Below are 14,278 nucleotides of genomic sequence, written 5' to 3'. Positions count from 1 at the left end.
TTCAGTAGACTGAAGTATCAGCCTTTGATGATTCTTAATAAAAAAGCCCCGCACTAGGCGGGGCTTTTCGAATCAATGCGTCGTTATTCGCTAACGATGCTTACGAATTTGCGATTGTGCTCGCCTTTCGTTTCGAATTGCACTTTACCGTCAGTTAAGGCGAATAATGTGTGGTCTTTACCGATACCTACATTACTACCAGCGTGGAACTTAGTACCACGTTGACGAACGATGATGTTACCAGCTAATACTGACTCACCACCAAAACGTTTCACACCTAAGCGTTTCGCTTCTGAATCGCGACCGTTACGAGTGCTACCTACACCTTTTTTACTTGCCATGAGTAGTTACTCCTTCGATTACGCGCTGATGCCGGTAATTTTCACTTCAGTAAACCACTGGCGGTGACCAGCTTGTTTACGGTAGTGCTTACGACGACGGAATTTGACGATTTTAACTTTATCGCCACGGCCATGGTTGACCACTTCCGCTGTTACTTTACTGCCTTCAACTAAAGGAGTACCGATCTTGATGTCTTCGCCGTTAGCGATCATCAGAGCTGAAAATTCAATAGTTGCGCCGGTTTCTAAGTCTAGTTTTTCTAGACGAAGGGTTTGCCCTTCCGTTACACGGTGCTGTTTACCACCACTTTGGAAAACCGCGTACATAGTTAACTCCGTACAAAGCACGCCGACTTTTAAGGGCGTGTTAATTATAATCACAGGGCGCGAATTGTACGCAATTTCCCCTACCCTCGCAAGCACAATTATTAAAAAGATCAGTGAGCCACAAAAAGGATCGGGTTTTACTTTAGCTGATCAGCTGCAATGGTGTAGAATCAGCCACATTCTATACCTAAGCAGTTGTTTTACCAGATGACGCTCGAAGAGATCCGCCAGCTCAGTCTTAACGACATGACGGCCGTGAACCAACATATATTCTCTCAGCTTAGTTCTGAGGTGGCGCTGATTAATCAGCTTGGCATCTACATAGTCAATAGTGGTGGTAAACGCTTACGCCCGCTATTAGCTGTGTTGGCAGCTCGTGCGCTGGGTTATGAAGGCCAGCAGCATATTACGCTTGCCACTATAGTGGAGTTTATTCACACCGCGACCTTGTTGCACGACGACGTAGTGGATGAATCCATGCTACGCCGTGGTAAGGAAACCGCCAACGCTGTGTTTGGTAACCAAGCCAGTGTGCTAGTCGGTGACTTTCTTTATACACGAGCTTTTCAGCTGATGGTGTCGCTGGATAAAATGCAAATCATGCAAATTCTGGCTGATGCGACCAATATCATCGCTGAGGGTGAAGTGTTGCAGTTGATGAACGTCAACGACCCACAAACCTCCGAACAGAACTATATGCAGGTGATTTACTGCAAAACCGCTAAATTATTTGAAGCAGCTACCCAGCTTGCCGCTATTCTGGCAAATCAGCCTGAATCTGTGGTGAACGCCATGAAACTCTATGGCATGCATCTGGGCACGGCCTTCCAACTGATTGACGATGTGCTGGATTATCAGGCAGATGCGGATGAATTGGGCAAAAACATCGGTGACGATTTGGCAGAAGGGAAACCGACACTGCCACTGATTTATGCACTGCGCCACACCAGCGGTGATGACCAGCAACTGCTGAAAGATGCGATTGAACATGCCAACGGTATGCAGCATCTGGAGCGCATTATGGCGATTCTGGAGCACACTAAAGCTTTTGAATACACCCGTTCTATGGCTGAACTGGAAGCTGAAAAAGCCCGCCAGTGCATCGCCTTCTTACCAGAGTCTGGTTACAAAGACGCTTTATTAACCTTGGCCGATATAGCTGTGCAACGCAATCACTAAAAAGCAGATACACTTCAAAAAAACAAAAGCCAGCTAATGCTGGCTTTTCTCTATAAAAACAATCTTAGTTTGCTTTAGCAACAAAGTCTTCGCCTAAGGTGATGTCAGCTTTTAACGTGCCTAACATATCGTTCATCGCTTTTTGCTCGTATGCACTTAATGCACCAATAGGTAATAGCGCTTCAACGCCGTTTTTGCCTAATACGATTGGCTGAGCGAAGAAACGGGCATGTTCACCCTGACCTTCAACATAAGCATACTCAGTTACTTTTTCGCCTTGTAAGCCTTTGACTAAAGACACACAGAAACGAGCAGCCGCCTGACCCATAGACAGAGTGGCAGATCCGCCACCAGCTTTAGCTTCCACAACTTCAGTACCGGCATTCTGGATACGGTAAGTTAATGAAGATACTTCTTCATCTGTGAAAGTGACATCTTTGACTTGAGACAACAGAGGCAGAATAGTAGTACCGCTGTGACCACCGATCACTGGAACAGTAATTTCAGCAGGGTTTTTGCCTTTTAATTCAGCAACAAAAGTCTCAGCACGGATCACGTCCAACGTAGTTACACCGAATAAACGCTTAGGATCATAAGTACCGGCTTTTTTGAACACTTCAGCTGCGATAGCAACAGTGGTGTTCACAGGGTTAGTGATTACACCAACCAAGGCTTTAGGGCAGTTCACTACTATGGCTTCAGCCAGAGTTTTTACAACACCAGCGTTGATGTTGAATAAATCAGAGCGGTCCATGCCTGGCTTGCGTGGCATACCGGCAGGGATCATCACGATATCTGCACCGATCAGCGCTTTATCCAGGTCTTCTTTACCAAAACCTGTAATTTTTACCGCTGTAGGGATATGACTTAAATCAACAGCTACACCTGGAGTCACTGGGGCTAAATCGTACAGAGCTAAATCAGTACCAGCCGGTAAGTTTAACTTTAATAATAAAGACAGCGCCTGACCTATACCACCAGCAGCACCTAATACGGCAACTTTCATGCTATTCTCCCAATTTACGGTTCAAAAGAAACGCGCCAACAATACTGAAATGTGGCACAAAATACAAATCACTTACGCCTAAAGTCTAAGCATTTTATCCGATTTTGGTGTAATTTACTTGCTGAACCACAGTATTAGTCCAAGTTCAGTTAATTCGGCCTAAAAAATAAAAAGTTTAAATAAAAATGATGACTAAACAATCGAAACAAGAAGCTTTGATCCAAGCCTTTAAGTCTTTATTAAAAGAAGAGCGTTTTGGTTCCCAAAGCGATATTGTGGATGCGCTGAAAGCGGAAGGCTTTGATAATATAAGTCAGTCTAAAGTGTCCCGCATGCTAAGCAAATATGGTGCTGTACGTACCCGTAATGCCAAGCAGGAGATGGTGTATTGTTTGCCTCCTGAGCTAGGTGTGCCCACCACTAAAAGCCCATTACGGCAATTAGTACTGGATATCGAACATAACGATGTGATGATCATTATCCGCACCAGTCCTGGTGCAGCTCAGTTGATAGCTCGTTTGCTGGATTCTGTTGGTAAAGCCGAAGGCGTGTTGGGCACCATAGCTGGCGATGACACTATTTTTATCGCGCCGACCAGTGTCAAAAACATTAACTTCACCTTGAATAAGGTGACAGAGTTATTTGAAAAGGTCTGATCCGGCCTGCTCTTCAAGAAAACTGATGGAGGGGGCAAAAAATGCAGCCCCCGCCTCAATTTGGCAATACTCTAACAATAAATCTGCATCTTCGCTGTTATGCCCTAAACGATTCGACAACCACAAAGGCACCTCTGTGGCGTTAGCTGAAAACCCGACGGAAATCATACCCTGAGCACGAACATTAGCTACAGGCATGTTTTGCCAGAGGATCTGTTTGCGGCCTGTTGTATTTTCCAGTGCTGTTTTATCCGCATGAGAATTTGCCAAACGTTGTGCTGATGGCAACAGTTGACCATCCAGCTTATTACGCCCCATCACAGCTTCCTGCTCTGGCATCGTCAGTTGTTGCCAACGTTGTAAATCATATTGATAACGTAACATGTAGACATAACTGCCTGCACTCATAGCGCTTTTCGGCTCGTTACTGATCAAAGCACAGGAGCGCCGTAATTTGCCTTTTGGATTATCCGGGCTGTCATGGAATCCAGTCAAATTACGACCATCCAGATAACGAAATGCATGGCACTGTTCGTACAGATCCACATGCTGCTGTAACACATGATAAATTTGCTGAGTCGCGATATGAATCACATCAAAACGGTCAGCCCGAATTTGGATCAATAAATCCGAAGCAACCACAGCTATATCTGCCAGATTATCGGAAAAGTCAGGCCAGGGGTCAGGTCGCTGCTCAGGATACAAATGAAGCCAGTAATTTTGACCTACAGCAACTACAACATTAAGCATCGCCTCTGAAAACTGCTCGGATAAACGCTCTGCTAATAGGGGAACTTTAGCCAACTGCAAGCGCAAATACTGTTCATGACCATCCAGGGCATTTAACAATAAATAACAACAGTGCAAGTTTGCTTCGGCACAAATGCCAGATTGTTCCCGGGCCATATCTATCTCATCAGAATCAAGAAAGAATGATCATATCAATTTGGCTGCTCCCGGTCAGTAGTTTTCACGCAAGCCAAAGTTCAGGCAGACAATCGCCCTATTTCTTTGTGAGATATATCTCACAAATCAGTAAGCTAATATAGCTTTTACTGCAAGAAACACTCCTATAACAAATTCACAAACATATGATTCATAATAGAAAAACTCAAAAAACACCAAGATTACAATAATATTTCACTACAAGTATTTAACAAAGAAGGTCCTTTTCCGACGCTAAATGTAGGATAATTATTTCGTCGCTGGATGTGACAGTTAAACAAGATGTTTAACAGGACAAGCTACATGAAGTAGCCGCAGGAAGCTGGGATATCAAAGGATTGTGCAGGGCTGCACAAGGATGAACAGGACAGGCTCCGGAGTGAGCATACATCTTCAGGATGAAGATTCAAGGATAGGGACTCTGCCGGAGGCAGAAGGTACTCTCAGGATAGAGAGTTAAATGGAAAGGGATGCTGCAGGATTGCAGTTGGAATGTTCAGGACGAGCACAGGGATGATCCATCAGGGATAGTGGTTGGAAGGACGCCACCAAGTTTTAGGGGCCGCGAAGTTCGCGGCCCGTCTTGTTTTCAGAGCACCGGTTTTTATTTTCTCCCCCGTTCTAGTCAGCTGCCTCACAAATGCACCATATTAATGCACCTCTTGCGTCACCCTGAAGCAATTTAGAGTTTTCGCACTAACAATAATGTTGTTTTTTTCAACAGGGCCCTTTTCCTGTTTGAAAACAGCTGTTAGATTACATCCGTTCTTTGCAAAATGATTTGGCGACTGCACTAAAACAGCGCACAGGTCCGTGGCTAAGACCACAAGAAAAAACCCCGGAAGCTTACGCCGCCGGGGTTGTCTGATAAAGACAAAGGACAAGGATAGACGAATTTGGTGGTACGGGTTTAGTTGCCAAGACCAACTGCTACTTGCGTAGCTGCTGGCTTGGCAACCAGCTCCTGAGAAGCCCCACCGGCTCTTCCCAGGCTGCCTACTTTACTGTCGATACAAATTCAGGATAGGCTTCTACACCACACTCAGAACGATCGACACCTTCATATTCTTCCTGCTCTGTGACACGGATACCCACTGTCATTTTTAAAGCAAACCACACTATTAAACTCGCCGCAAAAACCCAGACGAAAATAGTAGCAGCACCAGCCAGTTGACCCACTAATGAGGCAGACGGTTTGGTCAGAGGAACAATTAATAATCCAAATAAACCTACAGTACCGTGCACAGAAATCGCACCTACAGGGTCATCAATTTTTAACTTATCTAAGGCCAGAATAGAACCAACCACTAAGACACCAGCAATAGCACCGAAGATAGACGCTTCTAAAGGCGTTGGCGTTGAAGGTTCTGCGGTAATAGCCACCAGACCAGCCAAAGCACCATTTAACGCCATGGTTAAATCAGCCTTTTTGAACAACAGCATAGACAAGCCTATTGCAGCAATAGTTCCGGCAGCAGCGGCAGCATTGGTATTTAAGAACACCACGGCAACCGAATTAGCGTTGGTAATATCGCCTAATTTCAGTACAGAACCACCGTTAAAGCCAAACCAACCTAACCACAAAATTAAGGTACCTAAAGCAGCCAGTGGCATGTTAGAACCAGGGAAAGCATGTGCTTTGCCATCTTTACCATATTTACCTTTACGGGCACCTAACAGTAATACACCAGCCAAAGCCGCAGCCGCACCAGCCAAGTGCACTATGCCTGAACCAGCGAAGTCAGAGAAACCTAAGTCACCTAAGCTGTATAAACCAAACACAGACTGACCACCCCATGTCCACGAGCCTTCCATTGGGTAAATCACACCTGTCATCACCACAGCGAAAGTCAGGAACGCCCATAACTTCATGCGCTCAGCTACTGCACCAGAGACGATAGACATAGCTGTTGCTACGAATACCACCTGAAAGAAGAAATCTGAGGCTTTAGAATAAATCGCTTTCCCTTCAAAACCATTTTCACGTTCAGCAAAACTGGTTAAGGTTTGTGCAACATCGACTTCACCTATACCTGTTAAGAAATAACCACCACCATACATCAGCTGGTAGCCACAGATCAGATACATAACACAAGCCACTGAATACAGAACGATATTTTTTGTCAGTATTTCCGTGGTATTTTTAGCACGGACCAGACCAGCTTCCAGCATGGAGAAGCCAGCGGCCATCCACATCACTAAAGCGCCACACACCAAAAAGTAAAAGGTGTCCATCGCAAACTGTAAATGATAAATTTGTTCCTGCATGATTTACCCCTTTAGATGGCTTCTGAGTCCATTTCACCTGTGCGGATCCGCACCACTTGCTCCAGATCGTAAACGAAGATTTTTCCGTCCCCGATCCGGCCTGTGTGTGCAGCTTTTTGGATCACTTCCAACAAACGCTCGACGTTTTCATCCAATACCGCGATCTCCAATTTTACCTTAGGTAAAAAATCGACCTGATATTCCGCTCCCCGATAGAGTTCTGTATGACCTTTCTGACGACCGAAGCCTTTCACTTCTGTCACAGTAAGACCTTCAATACCAATGTCCGCAATCGCTTCACGGACATCGTCAAGCTTGAACGGCTTGATGATGGCACATACGAGTTTCATGGTTATTATCCTTATGGTGTCTTGTTGCATTTGCCAATAAGACAAGAAAACCTTGTGCCAAGATTTATAACCTATATTTTTCAACTACTTATGAAAATAAATTTAAAGCGCTCAAAAAAAACGCACCAACAAGGTGCGTTTATTCACTGCCAGAGTGCAGCGGATAGATAACAGAACTAAATCAGGTGGGTAAAAATTGCTGCCACTGCTGTATTAAATGCAGCAGATCTTCCAGACCACATTCAGCATAAAGCTGGCTTTGATCCAACTCCAAATCCTGCTCTGGATCCAACTCCATTTCAATGCCCTGCTCCTGCAACAATGAGAAGTGACAAATCACCACTTCAGAGGCCTGTACCGTGAGCCGATACTCTTTACCATCCCATTGATACTGACTCTGTGCATTCAGCTGTTGTAGCTGTGTTAACAGAGGCTGATATGCACTTGCCTTAGGCTCAAACTCATCCAATAAGAAACACTGCAGCGCCAGCTGTTCAGAACTTAACTTCAGGCTGTAGCGCTTCGCCTCAGTGTTGTAGATAAAATCGAATTCCATGCATTGTTCCAAATAGAAAGGCCCGCTAAGCGGGCCTTTTTGCATCACATTAAAGTAATCAGACAGCTTGCTGAATAATTACATTGGCCGCTTTGCTGGTGTACTGGCTCATCTGATGGAAATTCAGGTAGCGGTAGGTATCCGCAGCCGTCGTTTCAATCTGCTTCGCGTATTCCAGGTACTCAGGTACTGTTGGCAAACGGCCGATAATAGATGCAACAGCAGCTAATTCAGCAGAAGCCAGATAAACGTTAGCACCCTGACCTAAACGGTTCGGGAAGTTACGGGTAGAAGTCGATACCACAGTGGTATTGTCGCCTACACGAGCCTGGTTACCCATACATAATGAACAACCCGGGATTTCGATACGGGCACCCACACGACCGTAAATACCGTAATAACCTTCCTCAGTCAGCTGATCTTTATCCATCTTGGTTGGTGGAGCTATCCACAGACGGGTTGGGATCTGGCCTTTGAACTTGTCTAACAGTTTACCAGCGGCACGGAAGTGGCCGATGTTGGTCATACAAGAACCGATAAAGACTTCATCAATCTTATCGCCTTCGACTGAAGACAATAAACGAGCGTCATCCGGGTCGTTTGGTGCACACAGAATTGGCTCTTTGATGTCAGCCAGATCGATTTCGATCACCGCAGCATATTCAGCATCAGCGTCAGCACGTTCCAGTTTTGGATCGGCTAACCAGGCTTGCATCGCCTGAATACGACGCTCGATAGTGCGTACATCGCCGTAACCTTCGCTCAGCATCCATTTCAGCATCACGATGTTGGATTCTAAGTATTCAGCCACTGAAGCTTCAGACAAGGTGATAGTACAACCTGCAGCTGAACGCTCAGCTGAAGCGTCAGATAATTCAAACGCCTGTTCAGCCGTTAAATGCTCCAGACCTTCAATCTCTAACACACGGCCAGAGAAAATGTTGACCTTGCCTTTCTTCTCAACAGTCAGTAAGCCTTGCTGGATAGCGTAGTAAGGGATTGCGTGCACTAAATCACGTAACGTGATACCAGGCTGCATTTCGCCTTTAAAACGCACCAACACAGACTCAGGCATATCCAGTGGCATTACACCAGTGGCAGCAGCAAAAGCTACTAAGCCAGAACCTGCCGGGAAAGAAATACCGATAGGGAAACGGGTGTGAGAATCACCACCAGTACCTACTGTATCTGGTAACAGCATGCGGTTTAACCAGCTGTGGATTACACCATCACCTGGACGTAAAGAGATACCACCACGGTTCATAATGAAATCTGGCAGTGTGTGATGCGTGTTCACGTCAACTGGCTTCGGATAAGCCGCAGTGTGACAGAACGACTGCATCACTAAGTCAGCAGAGAAACCTAAACAAGCTAAATCTTTTAACTCATCACGAGTCATTGGGCCTGTCGTATCCTGAGAACCTACAGTGGTCATTTTTGGTTCACAGTATTGGCCAGGACGAATACCTTTCACGCCACAGGCTTTACCAACCAGCTTCTGAGCTAAGGTGAAACCTTTGTTAGTCACTTCAGTCACAGCAGGACGTTCAAACACTGTAGAGTGAGATAAACCTAAAGCTTCACGGGCTTTGTCTGTTAAACCACGACCAATGATCAGAGGAATACGGCCACCGGCACGCACTTCATCGAGCAACACGTTAGAGCGCAGTTCAAAAGTAGAAACCACTTCATCAGTACCATGGCGTTTTACCACACCCTGATGTGGGAAAATGTCGATCACATCACCCATGTTCATGTTTGACACGTCTAATTCGATAGGTAATGAACCTGAGTCTTCCATAGTGTTGAAGAAAATAGGTGCAATTTTGCTACCTAAACAAACACCACCAGTGCGCTTGTTTGGTACGAATGGAATATCTTCGCCCATAAACCACAGCACAGAGTTAGTGGCTGATTTACGGCTTGAACCTGTACCTACCACATCACCGACATAAGCCAGTGGGAAACCTTTAGCAATTAACGCTTCGATTTGCTTCACCGGGCCTTTTGAACCAGGTGCATCAGGCTCGATACCATCACGCACGTTTTTCAGCATCGCCAAAGCGTGCAGAGGAATATCAGGGCGTGACCATGCATCCGGAGCTGGAGATAAATCGTCGGTATTGGTTTCGCCAGTGACTTTAAACACAGTCACAGTAATTTTTTCTGGGATAGCAGGTTTGCTGGTATACCACTCGGCATCAGCCCAGCTTTGTAATACAGCTTTGGCATGCACGTTACCTGCGTCGGCTTTTTCTTTCACGTCATGGAAAGAATCAAACATCAGCAAAGTGTGAGATAAACCTTTCGCCGCTAAAGCCGCTAATTTTGGGTTATCCAGCAAGTCGATCATAGGCTGGATATTGTAGCCACCAAACATGGTGCCTAATAATTCAGTAGCGCGCTCTGGAGTCACTAACGGGCTTGTGACTTCACCTTTGGCAACAGCAGTTAAAAAGCCGGCTTTAACATAAGCAGCTTCGTCCACGCCAGGTGGAATACGGTTTTCTAACAGATCAACTAAGAATTCACCTTCACCTGCTGGTGGGTTTTTCAATAAGTCAGTTAACGACGCCACTTGTTGCGCATTCAGTGGCAACGGAGGAATGCCTTGAGCCGCACGTTCGGCCACATGTTCACGGTATTGTTGAAGCACAGTAATGTCCTCTGGTTAGGTCGCCACAGAGCACTGTATCAGTACCGCAGCGATAGACAGGAATCTCGAACAGGCTGGATTATAAGAAAAAACCGCCTGAATTGACACCTGAGTATAAGCAACCAAGCTTATAGTCGCTATAACTTTCGTGAATACCCCGCCCAGTTGAGAATCATTCTCAAGAATAATACTAAAACTGGTCGTGCAGATAGACAGAATCATCTGAAACGATGTTGAACATCGGAGCGCCATGACGATGGCCCTGAGGAGATTTGGCAGGACAGCAATTATACAAATGGCCGCATCAAGCGGCCATTTGTCAGTAATAAAAAACGAATTACCAAATCTTCACGCGGTTTTCCGGCGCTATATACAGCTTATCGCCTTCTTTCACATCAAAAGCTGTGTAGAACACTGGCAGGCTGGACACTATGCCATTGACGCGATAATGCGGTGGTGAATGTGGGTCAGTCGCTAACTGCTCTTTCATTACTTCATCGCGGTATTTAGAACGCCATACCTGAGCCCAGCTTAATAACACGCGCTGATCGCCGGTAAAACCATCCATCACTGGTGCTTCTTTGCCTTCAAGCGACAAATGGTAAGCCTTCAGTGCGACAGTTAAACCACCTAAGTCACCGATGTTTTCGCCTAAGGTCAAATCACCATTCACAAAATGGCCCGGCACTGGCTCATATTTGCTGTACTGTGCACTTAAAGCTTTGCCCAAAGCCTGGAACTTAGTTTCGTCCTGCTCTGTCCACCAGTTGCGTAAGTTACCTTCGCCATCATACTTAGCACCCTGATCGTCAAAACCATGGCCGATTTCGTGGCCAATCACAGCACCAATGCCACCATAGTTCACTGCATCTTCTGCCGCCATGTTAAAGAAAGGAGGTTGTAAAATAGCTGCAGGGAACACGATTTCGTTATTCGCCGGGTTGTAGTAAGCATTGACTGTTTGTGGTGTCATAAACCATTCGTCTTTGTCGATTGGCTTGCCTAACTTCGCCAGCATCTGATCGTAACTCCAGTGCGTGGAGCGCACAAAGTTACCAACTAAATCGTCTGCTTTGATTTCCAGATTGGAATAATCTTTCCACTTGTTCGGGTAACCGATTTTTGGCGTAAAAGTACCTAATTTAACCAATGCAGCTTTTTTGGTGTCTTCCGACATCCATTCCAGATCTTTAATCGACTGCTCGTAAGCTTTGATTAAGTTCGCTACCAACTTTTCCATATGAGCTTTGGCTTCTGGTTTGAAGTGACGCTCTACATACAGCTTGCCTGTTAACTCACCTAATACGGCATCACTGGCATCCACAGCTTTTTTCCAGCGTGGTTTTTGCTCTTTTACACCACGTAAGGTAGTGGAATAAAACTGGAATTGACGGTCAACAAAGGCTTTGCTCAGCTTGTCGGCATAATCATTGACCGTATGGAAGGTCAGATAGTCCTGCCAGCTTTGCAGATCGGTGGCAGCAACAATTTTGCCAAGAGCTTCAAAATAGCTTGGCTGACCAATAATGATTTCGTTGACGTTGGTCAGCTTAGAACCAGCAGCATAGTCGTTCCAGCTAAACTCACCTAAAGTTTTAGCTAAATCAGTAGTCGATACTTTGTTATAAGTTTTATCGGCATCGCGGTTTTGTACGCGGGTCCACTGGTTTTTCGCCAGCTCAGTTTCCAGCGCATACACACGTTTGGCAGCAGCTGCCGGGTCTGCATGCTTAGCTAAAGTGAATAAATCCAGCAGGTAGGCCTGGTACTCAGCCTGAATTTTTTTCGAAGCTTCATCATCTTTGGTGTAGTAATCACGGTCTGGTAAACCTAAACCGCTTTGATCGGCATACACTGCATATTCAGTGGATTTTTTCGCATCGTTGTTCACATACCAGCCCAATGGAATAGTCACACCGTCACGCTGTAGTGAGGCAAAAGTGCTGGCCAGTTGCTTTTTATCTTTTAAGCCCTGGATCAATTCCAGTTGAGGTTGTAAAGCGGTTAAACCCAACTCTTCCAGTTTGGCTTCGTTCATATAGCTGTTGTAGAAGCTACCTAACTTGTGGCCATCTGAACCTGGCGCTAAATCAGTGCGGCTGGCGACTTCATCAATAATAGCTTTCACTGCCAATTGCGAGTTATCTGCCAATACGTGGAAAGAGCCGTACGAAGATTTTTCCGCTGGGATTTCAGTTTTATTCAGCCAGCCACCGTTGACTGCTAAGAAGAAGTCATCCTGAAAACGTACTGCCGGGTCGAAGTTTTCTTTGTCCACACCAGAAACCAAAGTCGCTACAGCTGCTGTTGCTTTTTGTTCTGCTGCTGGTTTCGCGGTTTCAGTGCTAGTGGTTTCTGGTGCCTTGCCACAAGCAGCCAGGCCAAGGGCCATAGCGACGCTCAGCGCAGTTAAGGTAATTTTTTTCATTCGAAGGGTTTCCTGCCAAAAGGGTTAAATAACCGCAGTATACTACTCCGGCAGGCCACTTTTTGTTAATGGAAGTTGTAACAAAATATAAAAAAACCGGCAATGCGAAGCAGTTGCCGGTTTTTATTCTGTCTCTTAATGAAGAGTCAGTTTATTTTTTCTTCGCTTTTGGATTTGGCAGGTCAGTGATAGAACCTTCGTACATCTCAGCAGCTAAACCAATAGACTCGTTTAAGGTTGGGTGAGCATGGATGGTCAGAGCGATGTCTTCAGCATCTGCACCCATTTCTACTGCTAAGCAGATTTCACCTAACATTTCACCAGCGTTAATACCAACAATAGCGCCACCTAAAATGCGGTGTGTTTCTTTGTCGAAAATTAACTTAGTGAAGCCTTCAGTGCGGGCTGAAGCGATAGCACGGCCAGAAGCTGCCCAAGGGAAAGTTGCAGTTTCAACAGCAACGCCTTTTTCTTTAGCTTCTTTTTCAGTGATACCAACCCATGCCATTTCCGGATCGGTGTAAGCCACAGAAGGAATGCAACGTGGGTCGAAGAAGTGCTTCAGACCAGAGATCACTTCAGCAGCCACATGACCTTCGTGTACAGCTTTGTGCGCTAACATTGGCTGGCCAATCACATCACCGATGGCGTAGATGTGTGGCACGTTAGTACGTAGTTGTTTATCTACATTGATAAAACCACGCTCATCCACGTTCACACCAGCTTTGGCAGCATCTAACAGAGAACCGTTTGGACGACGGCCTACTGCCACTAAAATTTTGTCGTAACGTACAGGTGTTGCTGGTGCATTTTTGCCTTCGAAGGTCACATACAAACCATCAGCTTTAGCTTCAACAGCTGTCACTTTAGTCGACAGCATAATGTTGAAGTTGTCTTTGTTGTACTTGGTGTACACCTTGACCAAATCAGCGTCCGCAGCAGGAACCAACTGGTCAGCAAATTCAACCACAGAGACTTTAGAGCCTAAAGCACGGTACACAGTACCCATCTCTAAACCAATGATGCCGCCACCTAACACCAGCATTTCGCCTGGAATGTCTTTTAATTCCAAAGCGCCGGTAGAGTCGATCACACGTGGGTCATCTTTTGGAATGAATGGCAGAGCCACTGGCTCAGAACCAGCAGCGATAATAGCGCTTTCAAAAGTAATAGTAGTATCACCCACCACCAGCGTATTTGGGCCAGTGAATTTGCCGTAACCAGTCACGACTTTGACTTTACGCATCTTCGACATGCCAGCTAAGCCGTTGGTCAGCTGAGCAACTACTTTGTCTTTCCAGGCACGGATTTTATCTAAATCGATTTGTGGTGCACCAAAAGTAACACCGTGTGATGCCATTTCTTTCGCATCATCGATCACTTTGGCGACATGTAATAAAGCTTTAGATGGGATACAGCCAACATTTAAACAAACACCACCAAGTGTGCTGCGTGCTTCAACTAAAGTCACTTCCAGACCTAAGTCAGCTGCGCGAAATGCTGCAGAATATCCACCAGGGCCGGCGCCTAACACCACAACTTGCGTTTTGATTTCGTTGCTCATCG

At 45.7% G+C, this 14,278-nt stretch carries 12 protein-coding genes; 2 read left to right on the top strand and 10 right to left on the bottom strand.

Annotation, left to right across the window (positions count from 1 at the left end; all coding sequences use genetic code 11):
* Positions 1-83 precede the first annotated feature (83 nt).
* Both rpmA and rplU read right to left on the bottom strand, forming a co-directional pair.
* Complete coding sequence (gene rpmA / locus IEW88_RS06915; protein ID WP_008899665.1) at positions 84-341, bottom strand: 50S ribosomal protein L27; 258 nt, start codon at positions 339-341, stop codon at positions 84-86.
* Between the two features lie 18 nt (positions 342-359).
* A complete protein-coding gene (gene rplU, locus IEW88_RS06910; protein WP_008899666.1) occupies positions 360-668 on the bottom strand; it encodes a 50S ribosomal protein L21 in 309 nt (102 codons plus the stop codon).
* A 207-nt stretch (positions 669-875) separates the two neighbouring features.
* On the opposite strand from rplU, the gene ispB reads away from it, so the two are divergent.
* A complete protein-coding gene (gene ispB, locus IEW88_RS06905) occupies positions 876-1,847 on the top strand; it encodes an octaprenyl diphosphate synthase (RefSeq protein ID WP_053424170.1) in 972 nt (323 codons plus the stop codon).
* 64 nt (positions 1,848-1,911) lie between these two features.
* Here the strand turns inward: ispB and mdh are convergent, their stop codons facing one another.
* Entirely contained in the window at positions 1,912-2,853 is a 942-nt protein-coding gene (gene mdh, locus IEW88_RS06900; protein WP_053424169.1) for a malate dehydrogenase, read from the bottom strand.
* A gap of 185 nt (positions 2,854-3,038) precedes the next feature.
* Between mdh and argR the strand changes: the two genes are divergently transcribed.
* Positions 3,039-3,509, top strand: a complete 471-nt coding sequence (gene argR / locus IEW88_RS06895; RefSeq protein ID WP_008899669.1) for a transcriptional regulator ArgR — start codon at positions 3,039-3,041, stop codon at positions 3,507-3,509.
* Here the strand turns inward: argR and IEW88_RS06890 are convergent.
* The 7 genes from IEW88_RS06890 to lpdA form a co-directional block, all read right to left on the bottom strand.
* Complete coding sequence (locus IEW88_RS06890; RefSeq protein WP_147903599.1) at positions 3,492-4,415, bottom strand: Dyp-type peroxidase; 924 nt, start codon at positions 4,413-4,415, stop codon at positions 3,492-3,494. The genes argR and IEW88_RS06890 overlap by 18 nt on opposite strands.
* Before the next feature lie 1,035 nt (positions 4,416-5,450).
* Positions 5,451-6,722: an ammonium transporter AmtB gene (locus IEW88_RS06885; RefSeq protein ID WP_147903598.1), complete on the bottom strand. Its 1,272-nt coding sequence runs from the start codon at positions 6,720-6,722 to the stop codon at positions 5,451-5,453.
* Between the two features lie 11 nt (positions 6,723-6,733).
* Entirely contained in the window at positions 6,734-7,072 is a 339-nt protein-coding gene (gene glnK / locus IEW88_RS06880; RefSeq protein WP_008899672.1) for a P-II family nitrogen regulator, read from the bottom strand.
* A 181-nt stretch (positions 7,073-7,253) separates the two neighbouring features.
* Positions 7,254-7,628: a YacL family protein gene (locus tag IEW88_RS06875; RefSeq protein WP_147903597.1), complete on the bottom strand. Its 375-nt coding sequence runs from the start codon at positions 7,626-7,628 to the stop codon at positions 7,254-7,256.
* A gap of 58 nt (positions 7,629-7,686) precedes the next feature.
* Positions 7,687-10,284, bottom strand: a complete 2,598-nt coding sequence (gene acnB / locus IEW88_RS06870; RefSeq protein WP_147903596.1) for a bifunctional aconitate hydratase 2/2-methylisocitrate dehydratase — start codon at positions 10,282-10,284, stop codon at positions 7,687-7,689.
* A 337-nt stretch (positions 10,285-10,621) separates the two neighbouring features.
* Positions 10,622-12,712: a M13 family metallopeptidase gene (locus tag IEW88_RS06865; RefSeq protein WP_147903595.1), complete on the bottom strand. Its 2,091-nt coding sequence runs from the start codon at positions 12,710-12,712 to the stop codon at positions 10,622-10,624.
* A 151-nt stretch (positions 12,713-12,863) separates the two neighbouring features.
* Positions 12,864-14,276: a dihydrolipoyl dehydrogenase gene (gene lpdA, locus IEW88_RS06860; protein WP_147903594.1), complete on the bottom strand. Its 1,413-nt coding sequence runs from the start codon at positions 14,274-14,276 to the stop codon at positions 12,864-12,866.
* Positions 14,277-14,278: the final 2 nt, after the last annotated feature.

This window comes from Rheinheimera tangshanensis, assembly GCF_014645135.1.
GTDB lineage: Bacteria > Pseudomonadota > Gammaproteobacteria > Enterobacterales > Alteromonadaceae > Pararheinheimera > Pararheinheimera tangshanensis.
This window is presented reverse-complemented; position numbering and strand designations above follow the sequence as displayed.

What these genes read in the sequence shown, in the direction of transcription:
- ispB (WP_053424170.1), top strand. Translation starts at nt 876, where the DNA reads ATGACGCTCGAAGAGATCCGCCAGCTCAGTCTTAACGACATGACGGCC.
- argR (WP_008899669.1), top strand. Translation starts at nt 3,039, where the DNA reads ATGATGACTAAACAATCGAAACAAGAAGCTTTGATCCAAGCCTTTAAG.
- glnK (WP_008899672.1), bottom strand. Translation starts at nt 7,072, where the DNA reads ATGAAACTCGTATGTGCCATCATCAAGCCGTTCAAGCTTGACGATGTC.
- IEW88_RS06890 (WP_147903599.1), bottom strand. Translation starts at nt 4,415, where the DNA reads ATGGCCCGGGAACAATCTGGCATTTGTGCCGAAGCAAACTTGCACTGT.
- rpmA (WP_008899665.1), bottom strand. Translation starts at nt 341, where the DNA reads ATGGCAAGTAAAAAAGGTGTAGGTAGCACTCGTAACGGTCGCGATTCA.
- lpdA (WP_147903594.1), bottom strand. Translation starts at nt 14,276, where the DNA reads ATGAGCAACGAAATCAAAACGCAAGTTGTGGTGTTAGGCGCCGGCCCT.
- rplU (WP_008899666.1), bottom strand. Translation starts at nt 668, where the DNA reads ATGTACGCGGTTTTCCAAAGTGGTGGTAAACAGCACCGTGTAACGGAA.
- IEW88_RS06885 (WP_147903598.1), bottom strand. Translation starts at nt 6,722, where the DNA reads ATGCAGGAACAAATTTATCATTTACAGTTTGCGATGGACACCTTTTAC.
- mdh (WP_053424169.1), bottom strand. Translation starts at nt 2,853, where the DNA reads ATGAAAGTTGCCGTATTAGGTGCTGCTGGTGGTATAGGTCAGGCGCTG.
- IEW88_RS06875 (WP_147903597.1), bottom strand. Translation starts at nt 7,628, where the DNA reads ATGGAATTCGATTTTATCTACAACACTGAGGCGAAGCGCTACAGCCTG.
- IEW88_RS06865 (WP_147903595.1), bottom strand. Translation starts at nt 12,712, where the DNA reads ATGAAAAAAATTACCTTAACTGCGCTGAGCGTCGCTATGGCCCTTGGC.